Annotated in this window: 19 protein-coding genes, 2 tRNA genes and 1 pseudogene; 13 read left to right on the top strand and 9 right to left on the bottom strand. The window is 67.7% G+C overall.

Annotation, left to right across the window (positions count from 1 at the left end; genetic code table 11):
- The first annotated feature begins 5 nt into the window (after positions 1-5).
- The 5 genes and pseudogenes from WG903_RS15330 (at position 6) to WG903_RS15310 (ending at position 4523) form a co-directional block, all read left to right on the top strand.
- Positions 6-893, top strand: coding sequence for an alpha/beta fold hydrolase (locus WG903_RS15330; RefSeq protein ID WP_340076961.1), 888 nt, complete (start codon positions 6-8; stop codon positions 891-893).
- Positions 890-1975 carry a tartrate dehydrogenase gene (locus WG903_RS15325; protein ID WP_340076959.1) on the top strand — a complete coding sequence of 362 codons (1086 nt, stop codon included), beginning with the start codon at positions 890-892 and terminating at the stop codon, positions 1973-1975. The genes WG903_RS15330 and WG903_RS15325 overlap by 4 nt, the downstream gene beginning before the upstream one ends.
- Positions 1976-2150: 175 nt before the next feature.
- Positions 2151-2438, top strand: a pseudogene (locus WG903_RS15320) (HU family DNA-binding protein); the annotation flags it as partial.
- Positions 2439-2454: 16 nt separating this feature from the next.
- Positions 2455-2530: transfer RNA gene (locus tag WG903_RS15315), tRNA-Val, on the top strand.
- A gap of 61 nt (positions 2531-2591) precedes the next feature.
- Positions 2592-4523, top strand: coding sequence for a SurA N-terminal domain-containing protein (locus tag WG903_RS15310; RefSeq protein WP_340076957.1), 1932 nt, complete (start codon positions 2592-2594; stop codon positions 4521-4523).
- Positions 4524-4526: 3 nt separating this feature from the next.
- Here the strand turns inward: WG903_RS15310 and WG903_RS15305 are convergent, their stop codons facing one another.
- The 3 genes from WG903_RS15305 to WG903_RS15295 form a co-directional block, all read right to left on the bottom strand.
- Entirely contained in the window at positions 4527-5717 is a 1191-nt protein-coding gene (locus WG903_RS15305) for a hypothetical protein (RefSeq protein ID WP_340076955.1), read from the bottom strand.
- 137 nt (positions 5718-5854) lie between these two features.
- A tRNA-His gene (locus tag WG903_RS15300) sits at positions 5855-5930 on the bottom strand.
- A 38-nt stretch (positions 5931-5968) separates the two neighbouring features.
- The gene (locus WG903_RS15295; RefSeq protein WP_340076953.1) at positions 5969-6943 is read right to left on the bottom strand and encodes an NADPH:quinone oxidoreductase family protein; all 975 of its coding nucleotides are present in this window, start codon (positions 6941-6943) and stop codon (positions 5969-5971) included.
- 100 nt (positions 6944-7043) lie between these two features.
- Between WG903_RS15295 and surE the strand changes: the two genes are divergently transcribed.
- The 6 genes from surE (at position 7044) to rlmD (ending at position 12664) form a co-directional block, all read left to right on the top strand.
- On the top strand, positions 7044-7793 hold the full coding sequence (surE, locus tag WG903_RS15290) for a 5'/3'-nucleotidase SurE (RefSeq protein WP_340076951.1): 750 nt from the start codon (positions 7044-7046) through the stop codon (positions 7791-7793).
- Complete coding sequence (locus tag WG903_RS15285; protein ID WP_340076949.1) at positions 7790-8548, top strand: protein-L-isoaspartate(D-aspartate) O-methyltransferase; 759 nt, start codon at positions 7790-7792, stop codon at positions 8546-8548. Before surE ends, WG903_RS15285 begins: the two co-directional genes overlap by 4 nt.
- The gene (locus tag WG903_RS15280) at positions 8545-9426 is read left to right on the top strand and encodes a peptidoglycan DD-metalloendopeptidase family protein (RefSeq protein WP_445263606.1); all 882 of its coding nucleotides are present in this window, start codon (positions 8545-8547) and stop codon (positions 9424-9426) included. The genes WG903_RS15285 and WG903_RS15280 overlap by 4 nt, the downstream gene beginning before the upstream one ends.
- A gap of 67 nt (positions 9427-9493) precedes the next feature.
- On the top strand, positions 9494-10429 hold the full coding sequence (rpoS, locus tag WG903_RS15275) for an RNA polymerase sigma factor RpoS (RefSeq protein ID WP_340076947.1): 936 nt from the start codon (positions 9494-9496) through the stop codon (positions 10427-10429).
- 32 nt (positions 10430-10461) lie between these two features.
- Positions 10462-11247, top strand: a complete 786-nt coding sequence (locus WG903_RS15270; RefSeq protein WP_340076945.1) for a 3'-5' exonuclease — start codon at positions 10462-10464, stop codon at positions 11245-11247.
- A gap of 13 nt (positions 11248-11260) precedes the next feature.
- Positions 11261-12664, top strand: coding sequence for a 23S rRNA (uracil(1939)-C(5))-methyltransferase RlmD (rlmD, locus tag WG903_RS15265; protein WP_340076943.1), 1404 nt, complete (start codon positions 11261-11263; stop codon positions 12662-12664).
- 42 nt (positions 12665-12706) lie between these two features.
- Here the strand turns inward: rlmD and WG903_RS15260 are convergent, their stop codons facing one another.
- Complete coding sequence (locus tag WG903_RS15260) at positions 12707-13399, bottom strand: Bax inhibitor-1/YccA family protein (protein ID WP_340076941.1); 693 nt, start codon at positions 13397-13399, stop codon at positions 12707-12709.
- A gap of 75 nt (positions 13400-13474) precedes the next feature.
- Here WG903_RS15260 and WG903_RS15255 point away from each other — a divergent pair, with 75 nt between their 5' ends.
- Positions 13475-13879 (top strand): GlcG/HbpS family heme-binding protein, encoded by a 405-nt coding sequence (locus WG903_RS15255; RefSeq protein WP_340076938.1) that lies wholly within the window; start codon positions 13475-13477, stop codon positions 13877-13879.
- On the opposite strand, the gene WG903_RS15250 is transcribed toward WG903_RS15255, so the two are convergent.
- The 5 genes from WG903_RS15250 to ppsR form a co-directional block, all read right to left on the bottom strand.
- Positions 13876-14091, bottom strand: coding sequence for a (2Fe-2S)-binding protein (locus WG903_RS15250; RefSeq protein WP_340076935.1), 216 nt, complete (start codon positions 14089-14091; stop codon positions 13876-13878). The two genes, WG903_RS15255 and WG903_RS15250, sit on opposite strands and share 4 nt — an antisense overlap.
- Positions 14092-14156: 65 nt before the next feature.
- Positions 14157-14639 (bottom strand): bacterioferritin, encoded by a 483-nt coding sequence (gene bfr / locus WG903_RS15245; RefSeq protein ID WP_340076933.1) that lies wholly within the window; start codon positions 14637-14639, stop codon positions 14157-14159.
- Between the two features lie 43 nt (positions 14640-14682).
- The gene (ahpF, locus tag WG903_RS15240; protein ID WP_340076931.1) at positions 14683-16230 is read right to left on the bottom strand and encodes an alkyl hydroperoxide reductase subunit F; all 1548 of its coding nucleotides are present in this window, start codon (positions 16228-16230) and stop codon (positions 14683-14685) included.
- A 12-nt stretch (positions 16231-16242) separates the two neighbouring features.
- Entirely contained in the window at positions 16243-16815 is a 573-nt protein-coding gene (ahpC, locus tag WG903_RS15235; RefSeq protein ID WP_340076928.1) for an alkyl hydroperoxide reductase subunit C, read from the bottom strand.
- A gap of 114 nt (positions 16816-16929) precedes the next feature.
- A complete protein-coding gene (gene ppsR / locus WG903_RS15230) occupies positions 16930-17754 on the bottom strand; it encodes a posphoenolpyruvate synthetase regulatory kinase/phosphorylase PpsR (protein WP_340076926.1) in 825 nt (274 codons plus the stop codon).
- A 187-nt stretch (positions 17755-17941) separates the two neighbouring features.
- Between ppsR and ppsA the strand changes: the two genes are divergently transcribed.
- Entirely contained in the window at positions 17942-20332 is a 2391-nt protein-coding gene (gene ppsA / locus WG903_RS15225) for a phosphoenolpyruvate synthase (RefSeq protein WP_340076924.1), read from the top strand.
- Positions 20333-20354 lie beyond the last annotated feature (22 nt).

Raw genomic sequence — 20354 nt, 5'->3', positions numbered from 1 at the left:
GTCTCATGCTGCAGCAGTTCGAGCGCTTCGAAGCCAGGCGTGGCGATGTCCGCCTGAACGCGCGCGCGGGCGGCACGGGCGAACCGCTGCTGCTCCTGCACGGCCACCCGCAGACGCACGCGATGTGGCACCGCGTCGCGCCGCAACTCGCGGAACACTTCACCGTCGTGGCAATGGACCTGCGCGGCTACGGCGACTCGTCGCGGCCGCCCGCGGGCGAAGGCTCCGTGAACTACAGCAAGCGCGAAATGGCGCTCGATGCCGTCGAGGTGATGCGATCGCGCGGCTACGAGCGGTTCAAGGTGCTGGCGCACGACCGCGGTGCGCGCGTCGCCCACCGCCTGGCCGCCAACCATCCGCAGCGCGTGGAGCGCCTGGTGCTGCTGGACATCGCACCGACGCTCGCGATGTACGAACAAACGTCTCGCGCCTTTGCCACGGCGTACTGGCACTGGTTCTTCCTGGTGCAGCCGCCGCCGCTGCCCGAGGCGCTGATCGAGTCGGACCCGGCGCGCTACGTGCGCAGCGTCATGGGCAAGCGGCATGCCGGGCTGGGCGCCTTCGCCCCCGAGGCCCTGGCGGAGTACGAGCGCTGCATCGCCATCGACGGTAGCGCGCCGGCCATCTGCGCCGACTACCGCGCCAGCGCCGGCATCGACCTGGAGCACGACCGCGCCGACGTCGCCGCCGGCCGCAGGCTCGCGCAGCCCCTGCTGGCGCTGTGGGGCGAGCATGGCGTGGTCGGCCAGTGTTTCGACGTGCTCGCGCTGTGGCGCGAGCGCGCCTTGCAAGCCACCGGCAAGGCCCTGCCTTGCGGGCACTACATCGCCGAGGAAGCACCGCATGCGCTGCTGGCCGAGGCCATCCCGTTCCTGAAGGAGAAACACACATGAGCAAGAAGCGCATCGCCGTCATCGCCGGCGACGGCATCGGCAAGGAAGTGATGCCCGAGGGCGTGCGCGTCGTCGAGGCGGCCGCGGGCAAGTTCGGCATCGACCTGCAGTTCGACCACTTCGACTTCGGCTGCTGGGAGTACTGCGAGAAGCACGGCAAGTACCTGCCCGGCGACTGGAAGGACCGCATCGGCGGCCACGACGCGATCTTCTTCGGCGCGGTGGGCTGGCCCGAGAAGGTGCCCGACCACGTGTCCCTGTGGGGATCCCTCATCCTCTTCCGCCGCGAGTTCGACCAGTACGTCAACCTGCGCCCCGCGCGCCTGATGCCCGGCATCACCTGCCCGGTGGTGCGCAAGGACGGCAGCAAGCGCGAGCCGGGCGAGATCGACATGTACATCGTGCGCGAGAACACCGAGGGCGAGTACTCGTCCATCGGCGGCCGGATGTACCCGGGCACGGAACGCGAGATCGTCATGCAGGAGACCGTGATGTCGCGCGTGGGTGTCGACCGTGTGCTGAAGTTCGCATTCGACCTGGCCCAGTCGCGCCCGAAGAAGCACCTGACCAGCGCCACCAAGTCCAACGGCATCGCGATCACCATGCCTTACTGGGACGAGCGCGTGGAAGAGATGGCCAAGAAGTACGCGGGCGTCAAGGTCGACAAGTTCCACATCGACATCCTGACGGCCCACTTCGTGCAACGCCCCGATTTCTTCGACGTGGTCGTGGCGAGCAACCTCTTTGGCGACATCCTCTCGGACCTCGGGCCTGCGTGCACGGGCACGATCGGCATCGCGCCCAGCGCCAACCTGAACCCCGACCGCAAGTTCCCGTCGCTGTTCGAACCGGTGCACGGTTCGGCGCCGGACATCTACGGCAGGAAAGTCGCCAACCCGATCGGGCAGATCTGGTGCGGCGCCATGATGCTGGAGTTCCTCGGCCACAAGCAGGCGCACGACGCCATCCTGCAAACGATCGAGAAAGTGCTCGATCCCGCCAGCGGCGCACCGAAAACGCCCGACATCGGCGGCAACGCAAGCACATCCGACCTGGGCCGCGCAATTGCGGAAGCGCTCTAGGCGAAATTGCGCGCTGCGAAATGCGCGGTTCACCGGGGCGACTAGAATCCGCCCCTTGCGCCGCGAGAGGCCGGTCCGTTATTGACACGCTGTGGGGGCGTGGCTCTAATGCACCTTCCGGCTCGCGAGCCGCGCCAGACACAGAACCGACGAGAGACATCCGTCCAATCATCTCTACACGAGGGGCCCCGTGAACAAGACCGAACTCATCGAGCACATCGCCAAGCACGCCGACATCTCCAAGGCCGCCGCCACGCGCGCGCTGGAATCGATGATCGGGGCCGTGAAGACCACGCTGAAGAAGGGCGGGTCGGTGTCGCTGGTGGGTTTCGGCACCTTCGCCGTGGGCAAACGGGCCGCGCGCAGCGGCCGCAATCCCCGCACCGGCGACGCGATTAAAATCAAGGCCGCCAAGGTGCCCAAGTTCCGTCCCGGCAAGGCGCTCAAGGACGCGCTGAACTGAAGGCGGCACGCATGCGGGGTGCTTAGCTCAGCTGGTAGAGCGGCGCCCTTACAAGGCGTAGGTCGGCGGTTCGATCCCGTCAGCACCCACCAAACGCGCAGAAAAGGCGAACGGCAGTTCGCCTTTTGTTTTGTCCGAGAACCGTAAAGAGCCATGTTCGAATTCGTCCGCACGCACAACAAGGTCATGCAGGTGCTGCTGTTCCTGCTGATAGTCCCGTCCTTCGTGCTGGTGGGCATCCAGGGCTACGACCGCATGCGCGAGAAGGGCGACGCGGTCGCCAAGGTCGACGGCCACGAGATCCTGCAGGGCGAGTGGGACAACGCCCACAAGCAGGAAGCCGAACGCATCCGCACCCAGATGCCCGGCGTGGACGCCAAGCTGCTCGATTCGCCCCAGTTGAAGTACGCCACGCTCGAGCGCCTGGTGCGCGACCGCGTGATCGCCGCCGCCGCCGCGAAGGCGCACCTGAGCGCCAGCGATTCGGCGGTCGCGCGCGAGCTGCAGCAGGTGCTGGAGCCGCTGAAGGGCCCGGACGGCAAGATCGACATGGCGAAGTACCGCCAGGTGGTGGGTGCGCGCGGCATGAGCCCCGAGATGTACGAAGAGAGCGTGCGCGCCGACCTGACGGCGCGCCAGGTGATGCTGGGCGTCATCTCCACCAGCCTCACGACCAATGCGCAAGCCGCGCCGACGCTCGGCGCGTTCTTCGAGCGCCGCGAGGTGCAGGTGGCGCGCTTCGACGCCCCCGCCTATGCGGCGCGCGTCACCCCGACCGACGCCGAGATCGAGGCCTATTACAAGGCCCATCCCGGCGAATTCCAGGCGCCCGAGCGCGCGACGGTGGAGTACCTGGTGCTGGACATCGAGTCGGTGAAGAAGGGCATCACGGTTAACGAGGCCGACCTCAAGACCTACTACGAGCAGAACATCACGAAGTACGGCCAGCCCGAGCAGCGCCGCGCCAGCCACATCCTCGTCGCCTCGGCGCCCAACGCGCCGCCGGCGGACAAGCAGAAGGCGAAGGCCAAGGCGCAGGAGCTGCTGGCGCAGGTGCGCAAGAGCCCGGACAGCTTCGCCGAAGTGGCGAAGAAGAACTCCGACGACAAGGGCTCGGCGGCCAACGGCGGCGACCTCGACTGGCAGACGCGCGGCGCTTTCGTGAAGCCCGTGGAAGACGCGATGTTCGCGCTGAAGAAGGGCGAGATCGCCGCCGACGTGGTGGAAAGCGAGTTCGGTTTCCACGTCATCCGGTTGAACGACGTGCGCGAGGCCAGGCAGAAATCCTACGAGGACGTGCGGCCCGAGCTCGAGGCGCAGATCAAGCAGCAGCAGGCGCAGCGCAAGTTCGCCGAAGTGGCGGACACCTTCAGCAATTCGGTGTACGAGCAGGCGGACAGCCTCAAGCCCGCGGCCGACAAGCTCAAGCTCCAGGTGCAGACGGCGCAGGACGTGCAGCGCACCCCGGCCAAGGGGGCCACCGGCGTGCTCGCCAACCCGAAATTCCTCGCGGCGCTGTTCGCGCCCGACAGCCTGGAGAAGAAGCGCAACACCGAAGCCGTCGAAGTCGCGCCGAGCACGCTCGCCTCCGGCCGCATCGCGCAATACGCGGCGGCGCAGGCGCGGCCGCTGGCCGAGGTGAAGGACCGCGTGCGCGAGCGCGTCGTCGCCGCGAAGGCGGCGGAGCTCGCGAAGAAGGACGGCATGGAGAAGCTCGCGGCGTGGAAGGCCAAGCCGGCCGAAGCGCAGGTGGGTGCGCCCCTCCTGGTGTCGCGCGACAAGACGCCGCAGCAGCTGCAGCAGCCGCAGCAGGTGATCGACGCCGCGCTGCGCACCGATCCCTCGGCGCTGCCGGCGTTCACCGGCGTGGACCTGGGCGAATCCGGCTACGCGGTGGTCAAGGTGAACAAGGTGGTGCCGCGCGAAGCGCCCGCGCCGGAAATGGCCAAGCAGGAAAAAGACCAGTACCAGCGCTGGTGGGCCTCTTCCGAGGGCCTTGCGTACTACAACCTGCTGAAGGCGCGGTTCAAGGTGCAGATGCTGGTGGCCAAGCCGGCCGACGATCCCGCTGCGTCCGCTCGCTGACGCTCAGCGCTTGTAGGTCACGGCGCCCGCGCCGAACGACCACGGTTGTACCGCCGCGCAAGCGGAGGCCTGCGACTTCACTTCCAGCTTCAGGGTTGCCGCATCGAGCAGCTGCACCAGCACGACCGCGGGCCGGCTGGTCTCGTAGCAATGGACGTTGCCGTCCGCCGTCACCGATTCGAAGGCGCGGTTGACGAGCCCGCCGGCCTGTGGGGTGAAGGTCGCGAAGAACGGCGCGCCCGCCAGGCCAGCGCCCAGCGAGAACACCTGCCGCTTGTCCGGTTCGATCGGGTCCGGCGCCAGCGCGGCGTGGAACGATTCCGGCGGGTACGGCTGCGTCGGATGGAACCAGTGTCCGCGCGCGGTCCCGTCCACATCGACGGCGATCGTCCCGCCCAGGGGCGCCGCCGTGCGATGCACGCTGCCGTCGTAGCGCCCCACCTTCGCGGCCACTTGCGGGGATGCCGCCGCGACGAAGTAGTCGCTGGCTGCCACGGTATGGAACGTGTCGAACCCCCCGACGTCGCCGCCCGCGGAGAATCGGGCGGGATTCGCGAAATGCAGGGGCGCGATGCGGCGGTCCTGCAGCCACCAGTCGAGCACCGTCGAGCCGCCGCCGCCGAGCGTGCCGATCGTGCGGCCTGCGGGCACGTCGAGCCGGAAGCTGGCCGACTGGCAAAGCGTGGTCGAGCTTCCGGGCGAAGCCTGGTAGGTCTGGCAGCCGCGGTCGATCGGGCCGGCAGCCGCCACGATCTCGGGTGTGAGCGTGACGATGTGGCCGAAGCGGGCGCCCAGGTCCGCGCAAGGCTGGAAGAACACCGTGTAGTCGCTGGTGTTGTTCGTCGTCATGCGCCACACAGCGGTGATCCGGATGTCGGCCGGGGCGACGACGGGCACGGTCTGCTGCGCCGACGCGGGATTGCCGAAGAGTGTCGTGTACAGGTACTGGTGATCGGTGGGAAAGGTGTGGCCCGGGGGGTTGAACTGGCCAAGCGGCACCCAGCCTTGCACGTTTTCCAGCGCCACCGGCGCGGTGGTGAAGACGGCGTTGCCCGCGGGGCAGGCTGCAAGGCCCGAAGAGAAGATCCCGCCCGCGCTGTTGCTGCTCGCGAGGCCGCTGTTGCCGCCACCGCCGCCGCACGCGCCAACGAGCACAGCTGCGACCGCCGCCGCCATGAAGGGAAAGATTCGCATCGTGACTCCTCGCTCCTTGTGCCGCGCAGTGTGCGCACCTTGCGCCGGCGTGCGTCACCCGCTCGTCATCGATCGAGCACCTCTCGTCCCGGCGGCCGCGCGGGCGAGAACAAGTTCACGGGAAGCAAGGGAGGGAGTGGGGTGGCTGATGGGACTCGAACCCACGACGACAGGAATCACAATCCTGGACTCTACCAACTGAGCTACAGCCACCGTAGAGCCCACGATTATACCGGGGGCAGGCGCTGCGATCAGTTCACGAGCACCAGCTTGCCCTTCACCGCGCGCGAGCCCATGTGCTCGTACGCGGCCTTGAGGTCCGCCATCGGCATCTGCCGGTCGATGACGGGCTTGATCTTGCCTTCGGCATACCAGCCCGCCAGCTGCATCAGCATGGCCTGGTTGGCTTTCGGCTCGCGCCGCGAGAAGTCGCCCCAGAACACCCCGACGATGGATGCGCCCTTGAGCAGCGGCAGGTTGAACGGCAGCGCGGGGATGGGGCCCGCCGCGAAGCCGACGACGAGGTAGCGGCCGCGCCACGCGATGGAGCGGAAAGCGGGCTCGGCGAATTCGCCGCCGACGGGGTCGTACACCACGTCGGGGCCCTTGCCGCCCGTCGCGTCCTTGATCGCGTCGCGCAGGTTGCCCTGGCTGTAGTTGATGGTCGCGTCGGCGCCTTCGGCCTTGCACAGCGCGCACTTCTCGTCGGTGGATGCCGCCGCGATCACGCGCGCGCCGGCCACCTTCGCGATCTGGATCGCCGCCGTGCCTACGCCGCCCGCCGCGCCGAGCACCAGCACGGTCTCGCCGGCCTTCAGCTGGCCGCGATCGAGCAGCGCATGGTGCGAAGTCGCGTAGGTCATGATGAAGGCCGCCGCGTCGGCGAACGGGAATCCCTGCGGCAGCGGCATGCAGACCGCCGCCGGCGCGATCGCGTGCGTCGCGAAGCCACCCGTGCCCGTGAGGCAGGCGACCGGCTGGCCGGGCTTCAGGTGCGTCACGCCTTCGCCGACCGCGGCGACCACGCCGGCGTATTCGGAACCGGGCACGAAGGGCGGCGTCGGCTTGAACTGGTACTTGTTCTGGACGATCAGGATGTCCGGGAAGTTCAGGCTGGCGGCCTTGATCTCGATGAGCACCTCGCCCGCCTTGGGCTGCGGCGTGGGCAGTTCCTTCCATTGCACCGCGTCGACGCCGGTGGGGTTCTCGCACAGCCAGGCATGCATGGTTCTCTCCGCTTGAAGAAACGATGGCGCATGATAGGCGCGCGCGCGGCGCGCGAATGTCCCTGCGGCGACGCCGAAGCCTACAATTTGCCGCATTCCCATGAAGATCCTGCTTTCGAACGACGACGGCTACCAGGCGCCCGGCCTCGTCGCGCTGTACGACGCGATCAAGGACCTCGGCGAAGTCGAGGTGGTCGCCCCCGAGCACAACAACAGCGCCAAGTCCAACGCGCTCACGCTGTATTCGCCGCTGTCCGTGCGCGAGGCGGCCAACGGCTTCCGCTACGTGAACGGCACGCCGGCCGATTGCGTGCACGTCGCGCTCACCGGCCTGCTCGGGTACCGCCCCGACCTGGTGGTCAGCGGCATCAACAACGGCGCGAACATGGGCGACGACACGATCTACTCCGGCACCGTCGGCGCCGCGATGGAAGGCTACCTGTTCGAGGTGCCCGCCATCGCCTTCTCGCAGACGCAGAAGGGCTGGGCGCACATCGAAGCGGCCGCGCGCAAGGCGCGCGACCTCGTCTCGCACCTCATCGAAGGCGGTGCGGTGGGGCGTGCGCCGTGGCTGCTCAACGTGAACATCCCGAACCTGCCGTACGAGGAACTGGGCGCCTTCGAAGTCTGCCGCCTCGGCCGCCGGCATGCGGCGGAGAAGGTGACGGCGCAGCAAAGCCCGCACGGCGAAACGCTGTACTGGATCGGCGCCGCCGGCCCGGCGAAGGAAGGCGGCGAGGGCACCGATTTCCACGCCACTGCCAACGGCCGCATCTCGGTGACGCCGCTGCAGGTGGACCTCACGCATCACGCCGCGTTGGGCGAGTGGGCGAAGCAGGTGCCGCGATGACGCGGCGCCCCGCATTTCCGGCGCGGCTCGATGCGGGTGGGCCCGCGCCCGTGAAGCCGCGCGCGCCGGCAGCGACGCTGCCCGCACCCGGCGGCGTCGGGCTCGATTCGCAGGCCGTGCGCGCGCGCATGGTTGCGAAGCTCGCCGCCGAAGGTGTCGACGACCCGCTGGTGATCGCGGCGATGGGCGCGGTGGAGCGGCACCGCTTCGTCGACACCGCACTCGCGAACCAGGCCTACGAGGACACCAGCCTGCCCATCGGCCTGGGGCAGACGATCAGCAAGCCGAGCGTGGTCGCGCGCATGACGCAGCTCGTGCTTGGCGGCAGGCGCGAAGCCGGCGGCAAGCTCGGTCGTGTGCTCGAGATCGGAACGGGCTGCGGCTACCAGGCGGCCGTGCTCGCGCTGGTGGCCGGCGAGGTCTACAGCATCGAGCGCCTGCGCGGCTTGCACGAAAAGGCGCGCGACAACCTGCGGCCGCTGCGCATCCCGAACGTGCACCTCATCTTCGGCGACGGCATGGTGGGCTTCGAAAAAGGCGCGCCGTACGCCGGCATCGTCGCGGCCGCGGGCGGCGACGCCGTGCCTGAATCGTGGACACGGCAGCTGGCCGTCGGCGGGCGCATCGTCGCGCCGGTGACCACGCGCAGCGGGCAGCAGGCACTCGTCGTGATCGAGAAAAGGAGCGAGCGCGACCTGCAACAAACTGTTCTTGAGGCCGTCCATTTCGTCCCCCTAAAATCGGGCATCGCATGAACAACGACGACACGATGCAAGAGACGCGCAATTGGCGGACGACGGTGGTGTGCCTTGCGGTGGCCGCCGTGATGGCCGCGTGCGCATCGCGCGGGCCGCGCACGCCCGCGCCGGTGGAAGACCGCAGCAGCGGCGCGCGCGCACCGGCCACGGCGGCGCCGGGCACGGAAGCGCCGCGTCCCGTCGCCGGCGCCGACAACGCGGGCAAGGCGGGCTTCTACACCGTCAAGCCCGGCGACACCTTGATCCGCATCGCGCTCGACGCCGGCCAGAACTGGAAGGACATCGCGCGCTGGAACAACCTGGACAACCCGAACGTGATCGAGGTCGGCCAGGTGCTGCGCGTCGTCCCGCCCGGAAGCGATGTCGCGCGCGCCGGTACGCCGCCCGCGAGCGCGGCGTCCGCACCGCGCAGCGCAACGCCCGCGTCCGGCGCGGCGTCCACGGCGGTCGCTAGCGTGCCGCCGGCATCGGCGGCCATTCCCGGCGCGACGGTGGAAGATGACATCGCGTGGGGCTGGCCGACGGCCGCCGCGGGCCTGGTGCTCGCGAACTTCGACGAACAGCGCAACAAGGGCGTGGACATCGGCGGCAAGGCTGGCGACGCGGTCCTCGCCGCGGCGGACGGGCGCGTGGTGTATGCGGGCGCGGGCCTGCGTGGCTACGGCAACCTGGTCATCCTCAAGCACAACAACACCTACCTGTCGGCCTATGCGCACAACCAGGCGCTGCTGGTGAAGGAAGACCAGGCCGTGCGCAAGGGGCAGAAGATCGCGGAGATGGGCAACAGCGATGCCGACCGCGTGAAGCTGCATTTCGAGATCCGCCGCCAGGGCAAGCCTGTCGATCCGGCCCGCTACCTCCCGACCATGAGGTGATGCGATGGGCAAGCGCAACGGGAAAGCCAACGCTGTTCCGGGCGCGAGCGAAGACGCGGGTGGCGGCATGCCCCCCGCTGCCCCCGACAACGCGGGTGACGAGCCCAACCCGCGCGACATCCCGGCCGACGTCGCCGGCGAATCGAGCGATACGCTGACGCTGTACCTGCGCGACGTGCGCCGCACCGAGCTCTTCACTGCCGAAGAGGAGTTCAAGGCCGCCACGCTCGCCCGCGCGGGCGACTTCGCCGCGAGGCAGTCGATGATCGAGCACAACCTGCGGCTGGTGGTGAGCATCGCCAAGGGCTACCTCGGGCGCGGCGTGCCGCTGTCGGACCTGATCGAGGAGGGCAACCTCGGCCTGATGCACGCGATCGACAAGTTCGAGCCCGAGCGCGGCTTCCGTTTCTCGACATATGCCACGTGGTGGATCCGCCAGGCCGTGGAGCGCGCGGTGATGAACCAGGGCCGCGTGATCCGCCTGCCGGTGCACGTCGTGCGCGAGTTGCAGCAGGTGCTGCGTGCACGCCGCACGCTGGAGAACGACCCGTCGTTCACGCGGCGCAATGGCCACGAAGGCGACGGCGTGCGGGTCGAGGACGTGGCGGCGCTGCTGGGGCGCGAGGTGCAGGAGGTCGCGGAGCTGCTGGCGATGGCGGAGGCGCCGCGCTCGCTAGACGCCACCACGGACCGCGGCGGGGACGACGAGCACACCCTCGGCGAATCGATGGCCGACGAGTTCGCGGTCGATCCCACCGGCGTCACGCAGAGCCATGAAGTCGAGAAGCTTCTCGGCGGCTGGATCGAGGCGCTGTCCGAGCGCGAGAAGGAAGTGCTGGAGGGCCGCTTCGGCCTGCACGACCGCGAGCCGGAAACGCTGGAGGTCCTGAGCGACCGCCTGGGGCTCACGCGCGAGCGCGTGCGCCAGATCCAGAACGAAGCGCTCCTGAAGCTGCGCCGTCACATGACGCGCAACGGTATCGACAAAGAAGCTCTGTTCTGAAGCGCTCTTCCCCTGACTGGTAGAGTGCGGCCATGCCCTGGCCCGTGCTGGTTTTCGACATCGAATGCATCCCCGACATCGCGGGGTTGCGCAAGCTGCGCTCCGACCCCGAGGGCATGACGGACCAGTGGGTCTACTCCGCGTGGTGCGAAGAACGTTCCAACGAAGGCAAGAGCGACTTCATGCCGCTGCACCTGCAGCGCGTGCTGGTGGTGAGCTGCGTGTTCCGCAATGCCGAGGGCTTGCGCGTGCACTCCTTCGTCGATCGCGACAACGCCAGCGAGGGCAAGGTGATCCAGGCCTTCTTCGGCGCGGTGGAGAAGCACGTGCCGCAGCTGGTGAGCTGGAACGGCGGCGGCTTCGACCTGCCGGTGCTGCACTACCGCGGCCTGCAGCACGGCGTCACGGCCAACAAGTACTGGGACCTGGGCGAGGACGACCGCGAGTTCAAGTACAACAACTACATCGGCCGCTACCACAACCGCCACCTGGACCTGATGGACCTGCTGGCGATGTACCAGCCGAAGAACAACGCGCCGCTCGACGCCATGGCCAAGCTGTGCGGCTTCCCCGGCAAGCTGGGCATGGACGGCTCGCAGGTGTACCAGGCCTACCAGGACGGCAAGACGGAGGACATCCGCCGCTACTGCGAAACGGACGTCATGAACACCTACCTGCTGTACTGCCGCTACCAGAAGATGCGCGGCGGCTTCACGGAAGCCGAGTACGACCAGGAGATCGCGTTCGTGAAGCAGTCGCTCGGCGCGCTCGCCCCGGCCGAAAGCCACTGGAGCGAGTACCTCGCCGCCTGGCGCTGAGACAATCGGGGCCATGACAGAGGAAGTTGAAAAGCCGAGTCCTGGCGAAGACCGGCAAGTGCCGGTCTGGCCCGACGGCTGGCTGGCCGTGGACGCGCTCGACATCGAGGCGCAGGGTGTGGCGCGGCGGCCCGACGGGAAGGTCGTGTTCATCGACGGCGCGCTGCCGACAGAAGTGGTGTCGGTGGAGATCCGCCGGCGCAAGAACAACTGGGAGCAGGGCCAACTCACCGAAATCCACCGCGAGTCGTCGCAGCGCGTGCAGGGCCGCTGCCCGCACTTCGGCCTGCACGAAGGCGCGTGCGGCGGCTGCAAGATGCAGCACCTGCACCCGGCCGCCCAGGTGGCGATCAAGCAGCGCGTGCTGGAGGACAACCTGTGGCACCTCGGCAAGGTCAAGCCCGAGACGGTGCTGCGCCCCATCGAGGGCCCGCCCTGGGGCTACCGCTGGCGCGCGCGCTTCTCGGTGCGGCACGTGCGCAAGAAGGGCGCGGTGCTGGTGGGCTTCCACGAGCGCAAGAGCCGCTACGTCGCCGACATCCGCGAATGCCACGTCGTGCCGAAGCACGTGAGCGACCTGCTACTGCCGCTGCGCGCGCTCATCGGCAGCATGGACGCCATCGAGACCGTGCCGCAGATCGAGCTGGCCTGCGGGGACGAGGTGACGGCGCTGGTGCTGCGCCATCTCGAGCCCCTGAGCGAGGGCGACATCGCCAAGCTGCGTGCCTTCGCGCTGGAACACGCGGGCGTGCAGTGGTGGCTGCAGCCCAAGGGCCCCGACACGGTGAAGCTGCTGGACGAGGGCGGGCCGCAGCTCGCGTACGCGCTGCCGGAGTTCGGCGTGCGCATGCCGTTCAAGCCGACCGACTTCACGCAGGTCAACCCGCACATCAACCGCGTGCTGGTCGCGCGGGCGCTGCGGCTGCTGGACGCGGCGCGCGGCGAGCGCGTGATCGACTGGTTCTGCGGCCTGGGCAATTTCACGCTGCCGATCGCGACGCGTGCGGGCGAGGTGCTGGGCATCGAAGGCAGCGAGGCGCTGGTCCGGCGCGCGCAGGAAAACCTCGCCCTCAATCCCGTTCAAGGGAAGGTCGGCTTCGCGGCGCGCAACCTCTTCGAGATGACGCCGCAGCAGCTGGTCGGGGACGGCGTGGCGCAGCGTTGGCTGGTCGACCCGCCGCGCGAAGGCGCGTTCGCCCTGGCAAAGGCACTGGCCGACTTGCACCAGGACCCGGCCCTGCGCGGCAACTGGCAGCCGCCGTCGCGCATCGTCTATGTGAGCTGCAACCCGGCCACACTGGCACGCGACGCGGGGCTCTTGGTGCATCAAGCGGGCTACCGGTGCATGGCCGCGGGCGTGGTCAACATGTTCCCGCACACGGCGCACGTCGAATCCATCGCGGTCTTCGAGCAATGAAAAAGGGGCCCGCGGGCCCCTTTTGATTCGCGGCTGCGCCGCCTAGTCTCTTTCGCCGCCGAAGATGCCCAGCAGCGCCAGCAGGCTCTGGAACACGTTGAACACGTCCAGGTACAGCGCCAGCGTGGCGGTGATGTAGTTGGTTTCGCCGCCGTCGATGATCTGCTTCACGTCCCACAGCATGTAGGCGCTGAAGATGCCGATGGCCAGCACGCTGATCACCAGCATGCCCGTGGTCGAGCCGACGAACACGTTGATGATGCCGCCCACCATCAGCGCCAGCGCGCCGACGAAGAGGAACTTGCCCATGCCGGACAGGTCGCGCTTGATCACGGTGGCGAGGCTCGCCATCGCGAAGAAGATCGCCGCCGTGCCGCCGAAGGCCGTCATGACCAGCGAGGTGCCGTTCTTGAAGCCGAGCACGATCGCGAGCAGGCGCGCGAGCATCAGGCCCATGAAGAAGGTGAAGGCCAGCAGCACGGGCACGCCCGCGGCCGAGTTCTTCGTCTTCTCGATTGCGAACATGAAGCCAAAGGCGCCGCCGAGGAACACCAGCAGCCCGATGCCGCCCGTGAGGCCGCGCGTGATGCCGGTGGCCACGCCGATCCAGGCGCCCAGCACCGTGGGGATCATGCTCAGGGCCAGCAGCCAGTAGGTGTTGCGCAGCACGCGGTTGCGCTCGGCAACCGTTGAGCCGGCATAGCCGTAGTCGGCGGTCTGGATCGCTTCGTTCATAGGGTCCATCTCCTTGATGGGCTGTTAGATGCGGCGATTCTAGGTTGGTTCAAGGCCGTGACGTATGCTTTCCGCATGAAGAACAAGTCCATCCTGGAATTGGCCGACGCCAAGGCCATCGCGGCGGCGGCCGAGGCCGAAGCCCTCAAGAACTCCTGGGCGGTGTCGATCGCCATCGTCGACGACGGCGGCCATGTCCTGTGGCTGCAGCGCCTGGACGGCGCCGCGCCCATCTCGGCGCAGATCGCGCCCGCGAAAGCCCGCACCGCAGCCTTGGGCAAGCGCGAGAGCAAGGTGTACGAAGAGACGATCAACAACGGCCGCATCGCTTTCCTCTCGGCCCCGCTGGAGGGCATGCTGGAAGGTGGCGTACCAATCCTCAAGGACGGCATGTGCCTGGGCGCGGTGGGCGTGAGCGGGGTGAAGTCGACCGAGGATGCGCAGGTGGCGCGCGCGGGGATCGCGGCGATCGGCCTTTAGGCCTGGGCCTGCGGCACGTCGCCGGCCTTGCTCAGGGCGGCCATCGGCTGCAGCGGTCGGCACTGGGACACGATGTCGCGGGCGCAGCCTTCGCACTGGCCGCACTGCGTCGCCACACCCAGTTCGAACTGGATGTCGTCGAAATCCATCCCGGCACGGGCGTGGCGGGCGATTTCGCGGTCGGAGACCCGGCGGCAGACACAAACGATCATGCAGCGATTCTAAACACGAATCGCTCGCATTTGCAAATGCCTGATCCGAAACGGGTTTTTCCAGCTCAGCTGGAGCCGGTTTCCCCCATGGCGGACTGCAGGTAGTTCTGGACGCCTACCTTGGCCAGCACGTCCAGCTGCGTCTCGAGCCAGTCGATGTGCTCTTCGGTGTCCGTGAGGATGTCTTCGAGGATTTCGCGCGAGACGTAGTCGCGCACGGATTCGCAATGGGCGATGCCGTCCTTGATGGCGGCCTGCGCGCCGCGCTCGCTGCGCAGGTCGCACTCCAGGATTTCCGGCACGTTCTCCCCGATCAGCAGCTTCCCCATGTCCTGCAGGTTGGGCAGGCCGTCGAGCATGAGGATGCGCTCCATCAGCTTGTCGGCGTGCTTCATCTCGCCGATCGACTCCTCGTACTCCTTCTTGGCCAGCTTGTCGAAGCCCCAGTGCTTCAGGATGCGGTAATGCAGGAAGTACTGGTTGGTCGCGGTGAGTTCGTTTCGCAGCTGCGCCTGCAGGTGCTGGATGACGAGCGGATCGCCTTGCATGGGAGTTCCCGGAGTTGTTGTTCTCCCCGGGATTCTCGCGCAATCAGCGCCGCATGAGCGAGTCGAAAGCGCCCAGCGCGGCCTTGGCGCCGTCGCCGGCGGCGATGATGATCTGCTTGAACGGCACCGTCGTGGCGTCGCCCGCGGCGAACACGCCCGGCACCGAAGTCTGGCCCTTGGCATCGACGACGATCTCGCCGTGGCGCGTGAGCTCGATGTTCCCCTTGAGCCATTCCGTGTTGGGGACGAGCCCGATCTGCACGAAGACGCCTTCGAGCTCGACGCGCTTCACTTCGCCGCTTTCGCGGTCCTTGTACGCCAGGCCGTTGACCTTCTGGCCGTCGCCCGACACTTCGGTCGTTTGCGCGTTGAGCAGCACCGTCACGTTCGGCAGCGTCGCCAGCTTCTTCTGCAGCACCGCGTCGGCCCGCAGCTTCGTGTCGAACTCCACCAGCGTCACGTGCGCCACGATGCCTGCCAGGTCGATCGCCGCTTCCACGCCGGAGTTGCCGCCGCCGACGACCGCGACGCGCTTGCCCTTGAAGAGCGGCCCGTCGCAGTGCGGGCAGTAGGCCACGCCCTTGTTGCGGTACTGGGCCTCGCCCGGCACACCCAATTGGCGCCACCTCGCACCGGTCGTGACGATGACGGTCTTGGCCTTCAGCTTCGCGCCGCTTTCCAGCTCGATCTCGTGCACGTGGTCGCCGGGCACGAGTTTCTTCGCGCGCTGCAGGTTCATGACGTCCACGTCGTAGTGGCGCACGTGTTCTTCCAGCGCCAGCGCGAACTTCGGGCCTTCGGTCTCCTTGACGGAGACGAAGTTCTCGATGCCGAGCGTATCGAGCACCTGGCCGCCGAAGCGTTCGGAGGCAATGCCCGTGCGGATGCCTTTGCGCGCCGCGTAGACAGCAGCCGCAGCGCCCGCGGGCCCGCCGCCGACGATCAGCACGTCGAACGGGTCCTTCCCCGAAATCTTCTCCGCTTCGCGCTGCGCGCCGGCCGTGTCGACCTTGGCAAGGATTTCCTCCAGCGTCATGCGGCCCTGGCCGAAGCGCGTGCCGTTGAGGAACACCGTCGGCACGGCCATGATCTCGCGCTGCGCGATCTCGTCCTGGAACAGTGCGCCGTCGACCATGGTCGCCTTGATGCGCGGGTTCTGGATCGCCATCAGGTTCAGCGCCTGCACGACGTCGGGGCAGTTGTGGCAGGTGAGGGAAACGTAGATCTCGAAGTCGAGGTCCGCGCCCAGGTTGCGCACCTGGTGCAGGACGGCTTCATCGACCTTGGGCGGGTAGCCGCCGGCCTGCAGCAGGGCAAGGACCAGCGACGTGAATTCGTGCCCCATGGGCAGGCCGGCGAAACGCACGCGCGGCGTCTCGCCCGGCTTGCCGACGGAGAACGACGGCGAGCGGTGCGGCCCGCCGCGCGTCTCGGTGACCGAGATGAGCGGCGACGCTTCCGCGATGTCGCGCAGCAGCTGTTGCAGCTTGGCGGAGCCGGGCGTCTCGTCGAGCGACGCCACCAGCTCCACCGGCTGCGCGATGCGCTGCAGGTAGGCGGCGAGTTGCGCCTTCAGGTTGGCGTCGAGCATCGGCGTGCCTCTTTAGATCTTGCCGACCAGGTCCAGCGACGGCGCGAGCGTCTCGGCGCCTTCGTTCCACTTGGCGGGGCAGACTTCGCCCGGGTGCGCGGCGATGTACTGCGCGGCCTTCACGCGGCGCAGCGTTTCCTTGGCGTCGCGGCCGATGCCGTTGTCGTGCACTTCGATCGTCCTGATGCGGCCCTCGGGATCGATCACGAAGGTCCCGCGCAGCGCCAGGCCCGCGTCCTCACCTTCGGTGATGAGGACCTGGAAGAAGTTCGCGAGCTGGTGGTTGGGATCGCCGACCAGCGGGTACTGCACCTTCGCGATCGTGTCCGACGTGTCGTGCCACGCCTTGTGCGTGAAGTGCGTGTCGGTGGAGACGCCGTAGATCTCCACGCCCAGCTTCTTGAATTCCTCGTAGTTGTCGGCGAGGTCGCCCAGCTCGGTCGGGCACACGAACGTGAAGTCGGCGGGGTAGAACACGACGACGGACCACTTGCCCTTGAAGTTCTCTTGCGTCACCGGCACGAACTTGCCTGCGTGGTAGGCGGTGGCGGTGAACTCGGGGACCTGGGTATTGATCAGCGACATAGTTTTCCTCTGTTGAGTTGTGGTTACCGATTGGTGATGGCTATCATATCGGCGCCACGATGCCCTCGCGATGGATTGGCCCAATCGCGCAGTTAGGGACTGCCTATGCGGGGGTCAGTACTCCAGCCGCTCGGGCCGGATCTCCTGCAGGATGGTCGTCGCGATCTCTTCGATCGACTTCGTCGTGGTGCTGAGCCAGCGGATGCCCGCGCGCCGCATCATCGCCTCGGCCTCGGACACTTCCATACGGCAGTTCTCCAGCGAGGCATAGCGGGAGTTCGGCCGGCGCTCGTTGCGGATCTCCGAGAGCCGTTCGGGCTGGATCGTCAGGCCGAAGATCTTCTTGCGGTGGGGCAACAGGGCGCCCGGCAGCTGCTGGCGATCGAAGTCCTCGGGGATCAACGGGTAGTTCGCCGCTTTCAAGCCGTACTGCATGGCCAGGTACAGCGACGTCGGCGTCTTGCCGCTGCGGCTCACGCCCACCAGGATCACGTCGGCCTGCGCCAGGTCGGCGTTGGACTGCCCGTCGTCGTGCGCCAGGCTGAAATTGATGGCCTCGATGCGGTCGTGGTAGGCCTTGCTCTTGCTCACGTCGGAAAAGCGGCCAATGCGGTGGTTCGACTTGAGCGCCAGCTCCACCTCGAGCGGGCGCACGAAGGTGCCGAACATGTCCAGCAGCATCCCTTTGCACCCGTTCTCCAGCACGGCGAGGATTTCCTTGTTGACCAGCGTGGTGAAGACGATGGGCTTCTGCCCCTCGACTTCGCCCACATGGTTGACCTGCCGCACCACCTGGTGGGCCTTGTCCACCGTGTCGACGAACGGCAGGCGCACATGCCGCGGCTTGAATTCGTCGAATTGCGCCAGGATGGCATTGCCGAAGGTCTCGGCGGTGATGCCGGTGCCGTCGGAGATGAAGAAGACAGTCCGGGTGTGCATGGCGTAGTGCTTTCAGTTCGGTGCAAGCCCCGGCAGACCCCCGGGCACCTACAATCGTCGGCAATTATCGAATTCTCCCCCGCATGCACTTCCCGAGCCCATTCGAACAAGCACAAAGCTTCGTGGCCGAGCATGCGTGGGTGCGCCTGGCGGGCGCAGACCCGGTTTCAACTTCTGGAGTTTCCCCATGTCTGCGCTCTTTGATGCGGCCGCCCTGGTCGTACCGTTTGAGAACCTGAGGATGACCGACGTCGAGGCGGTCGGCGGCAAGAACGCCAGCCTCGGCGAAATGATCTCGCAGCTGCCGCAGGGCGTGCGCGTGCCCACGGGCTTCGCCACCACCGCGCATGCGTTCCGCCAGTTCCTGGCGCACGGCGGGCTCGCGCAGAAGATCCAGCAGCGCCTTGCGTCGCTCGACACCGACGACGTGCGCGCGCTCGCGGCGGCGGGCGCAGAGATCCGCAAGTGGATCGAGGAGCAGCCATTCCCGGCCGACCTGGAGCGCGAGATCCGCTTGCACTTCGACAAGCTCTCCGCCGGCAACCCGAACGCGAGCTTCGCGGTCCGCTCCTCGGCCACCGCCGAAGACCTGCCCGATGCGTCGTTCGCGGGCCAGCAGGAAACCTTCCTCAACGTGGTCGGCATCGAGTCGGCCCTGCACAAGGTCAAGGAAGTCTTCGCCTCGCTCTACAACGACCGCGCGATCAGCTACCGCGTGCACAAGGGTTTTGCGCACGCCGACGTGGCGCTGTCCGCGGGCATCCAGCGCATGGTGCGCAGCGACCTCGGCGCCGCCGGCGTGATGTTCACCATCGACACCGAATCGGGCTTCGACCAGGTGGTGTTCATCACCTCCAGCTACGGCCTGGGCGAGACGGTGGTGCAGGGCGCGGTGAACCCGGACGAGTTTTATGTGCACAAGCCCATGCTCGCGGCGGGCAAGCGCGCCGTGATCCGCCGCAACCTCGGCTCCAAGCTGATCCAGATGGTGTTCGCGGGCGACGACGAGCGCAAGGCCTCCGGCAAGCTGGTGAAGACCTCGGAGGTGCCGCTGGAGCTGCGCAACCGCTACTCGCTCACGGATGCCGAGGTCGAGCAGCTCGCGCGCTATGCGCTGGTGATCGAGCAGCACTACGGCCGCGCGATGGACATCGAGTGGGGCAAGGACGGCTCCGATGGCCAGATGTACATCCTGCAAGCGCGGCCCGAGACCGTGAAGAGCCAGGCGCGCGGCAAGTCCGAAAAGCGCTACAAGCTCAAGGGCAAGGGCCCGGTGCTCGCCGAAGGCCGCGCCATCGGCCAGAAGATCGGCACGGGGCCCGTGCGCCTCGTGCACAACATCTCGGAGATGGACAAGGTGCAGGCCGGCGACGTGCTCGTCACCGACATGACCGACCCCAACTGGGAACCGGTGATGAAGCGCGCCAGTGCCATCGTCACGAACCGCGGCGGGCGCACCTGCCACGCGGCCATCATCGCGCGCGAGCTGGGCATCCCCGCCGTCGTCGGCTGCGGCGATGCGACCGAGAAACTCAAGGACGGCACGCTGGTGACCGTGAGCTGCGCCGAGGGCGACACCGGCCACATCTACGACGGCCTGCTCGAGACCGAGGTGAGCGAGGTGAACCGCGGCCAGATGCCGCCGATCGCCACCAAGATCGTGATGAACGTGGGCAACCCGCAGCTGGCCTTCGACTTCGCGCAGCTGCCCAACGAAGGCGTGGGCCTGGCGCGCCTGGAATTCATCATCAACAACAACATCGGCGTGCACCCGAAGGCCATCCTCGAGTACCCCAACGTCGACGCCGACCTGAAGAAGGCGGTGGAGTCGGTGGCGCGGGGCCATGCGTCGCCCCGCGCGTTCTACGTCGACAAGGTGGCCGAAGGCGTGGCGACCATTGCCGCCGCGTTCTGGCCCAAGCCCGTCATCGTGCGCCTGTCGGACTTCAAGTCGAACGAGTACCGCAAGCTGATCGGCGGCTCGCGCTACGAGCCGGAGGAAGAAAACCCGATGCTCGGCTTCCGCGGCGCGGCGCGCTACATCAGCGACGAGTTCCGCGAAGCCTTCGCGATGGAGTGCGAGGCGCTGCGCCGCGTGCGCAGCGACATGGGCCTGACCAACGTGCAGGTGATGGTGCCGTTCGTGCGCACGCTCGGCCAGGCCGACCGCGTGACGAAGCTGCTGGCGGAGCAGGGCCTCAAGCGCGGGCAGGACGACCTGAAGGTCATCATGATGTGCGAGGTGCCGAGCAACGCCATCCTGGCCGACGAGTTCCTCGAGTACTTCGACGGCTTCTCCATCGGCTCGAACGACCTGACGCAGCTGACGCTGGGCCTGGACCGCGATTCGGGCCTGGAGTTGCTGGCCGCCGACTTCGACGAGCGCGACCCGGCGGTCAAGGCCATGCTGTCGCGCGCCATCCAGGCGTGCCGCAAGCAAGGCAAGTACGTCGGCATCTGCGGCCAGGGGCCCAGCGACCATCCCGACTTCGCCAAGTGGCTGGTCGACGAAGGCATCACGTCGATCTCGCTCAACCCCGACACGGTGATCGAGACGTGGCAAAGGCTCGCCGGGTAAGACTCTCGTCGTAAAAAACCCA

The sequence above is a fragment of the Ramlibacter sp. PS4R-6 genome (genome assembly GCF_037572775.1).
Taxonomy (GTDB): Bacteria; Pseudomonadota; Gammaproteobacteria; order Burkholderiales; family Burkholderiaceae_C; genus Ramlibacter.
This window is presented reverse-complemented; position numbering and strand designations above follow the sequence as displayed.

Excerpts from the sequence above, each read along its gene's own strand:
- surE (WP_340076951.1), top strand. The coding sequence starts at position 7,044 with ATGAAGATCCTGCTTTCGAACGACGACGGCTACCAGGCGCCCGGCCTC.
- bfr (WP_340076933.1), bottom strand. The coding sequence starts at position 14,639 with ATGCAAGGCGATCCGCTCGTCATCCAGCACCTGCAGGCGCAGCTGCGA.
- WG903_RS15330 (WP_340076961.1), top strand. The coding sequence starts at position 6 with ATGCTGCAGCAGTTCGAGCGCTTCGAAGCCAGGCGTGGCGATGTCCGC.
- WG903_RS15255 (WP_340076938.1), top strand. The coding sequence starts at position 13,475 with ATGAAGAACAAGTCCATCCTGGAATTGGCCGACGCCAAGGCCATCGCG.
- WG903_RS15250 (WP_340076935.1), bottom strand. The coding sequence starts at position 14,091 with ATGATCGTTTGTGTCTGCCGCCGGGTCTCCGACCGCGAAATCGCCCGC.
- rpoS (WP_340076947.1), top strand. The coding sequence starts at position 9,494 with ATGCCCCCCGCTGCCCCCGACAACGCGGGTGACGAGCCCAACCCGCGC.
- ahpC (WP_340076928.1), bottom strand. The coding sequence starts at position 16,815 with ATGTCGCTGATCAATACCCAGGTCCCCGAGTTCACCGCCACCGCCTAC.
- WG903_RS15285 (WP_340076949.1), top strand. The coding sequence starts at position 7,790 with ATGACGCGGCGCCCCGCATTTCCGGCGCGGCTCGATGCGGGTGGGCCC.
- ppsA (WP_340076924.1), top strand. The coding sequence starts at position 17,942 with ATGTCTGCGCTCTTTGATGCGGCCGCCCTGGTCGTACCGTTTGAGAAC.
- WG903_RS15325 (WP_340076959.1), top strand. The coding sequence starts at position 890 with ATGAGCAAGAAGCGCATCGCCGTCATCGCCGGCGACGGCATCGGCAAG.
- rlmD (WP_340076943.1), top strand. The coding sequence starts at position 11,261 with ATGACAGAGGAAGTTGAAAAGCCGAGTCCTGGCGAAGACCGGCAAGTG.
- WG903_RS15280 (WP_445263606.1), top strand. The coding sequence starts at position 8,545 with ATGAACAACGACGACACGATGCAAGAGACGCGCAATTGGCGGACGACG.
- WG903_RS15305 (WP_340076955.1), bottom strand. The coding sequence starts at position 5,717 with ATGCGAATCTTTCCCTTCATGGCGGCGGCGGTCGCAGCTGTGCTCGTT.
- WG903_RS15310 (WP_340076957.1), top strand. The coding sequence starts at position 2,592 with ATGTTCGAATTCGTCCGCACGCACAACAAGGTCATGCAGGTGCTGCTG.
- ahpF (WP_340076931.1), bottom strand. The coding sequence starts at position 16,230 with ATGCTCGACGCCAACCTGAAGGCGCAACTCGCCGCCTACCTGCAGCGC.
- ppsR (WP_340076926.1), bottom strand. The coding sequence starts at position 17,754 with ATGCACACCCGGACTGTCTTCTTCATCTCCGACGGCACCGGCATCACC.
- WG903_RS15295 (WP_340076953.1), bottom strand. The coding sequence starts at position 6,943 with ATGCATGCCTGGCTGTGCGAGAACCCCACCGGCGTCGACGCGGTGCAA.
- WG903_RS15260 (WP_340076941.1), bottom strand. The coding sequence starts at position 13,399 with ATGAACGAAGCGATCCAGACCGCCGACTACGGCTATGCCGGCTCAACG.
- WG903_RS15270 (WP_340076945.1), top strand. The coding sequence starts at position 10,462 with ATGCCCTGGCCCGTGCTGGTTTTCGACATCGAATGCATCCCCGACATC.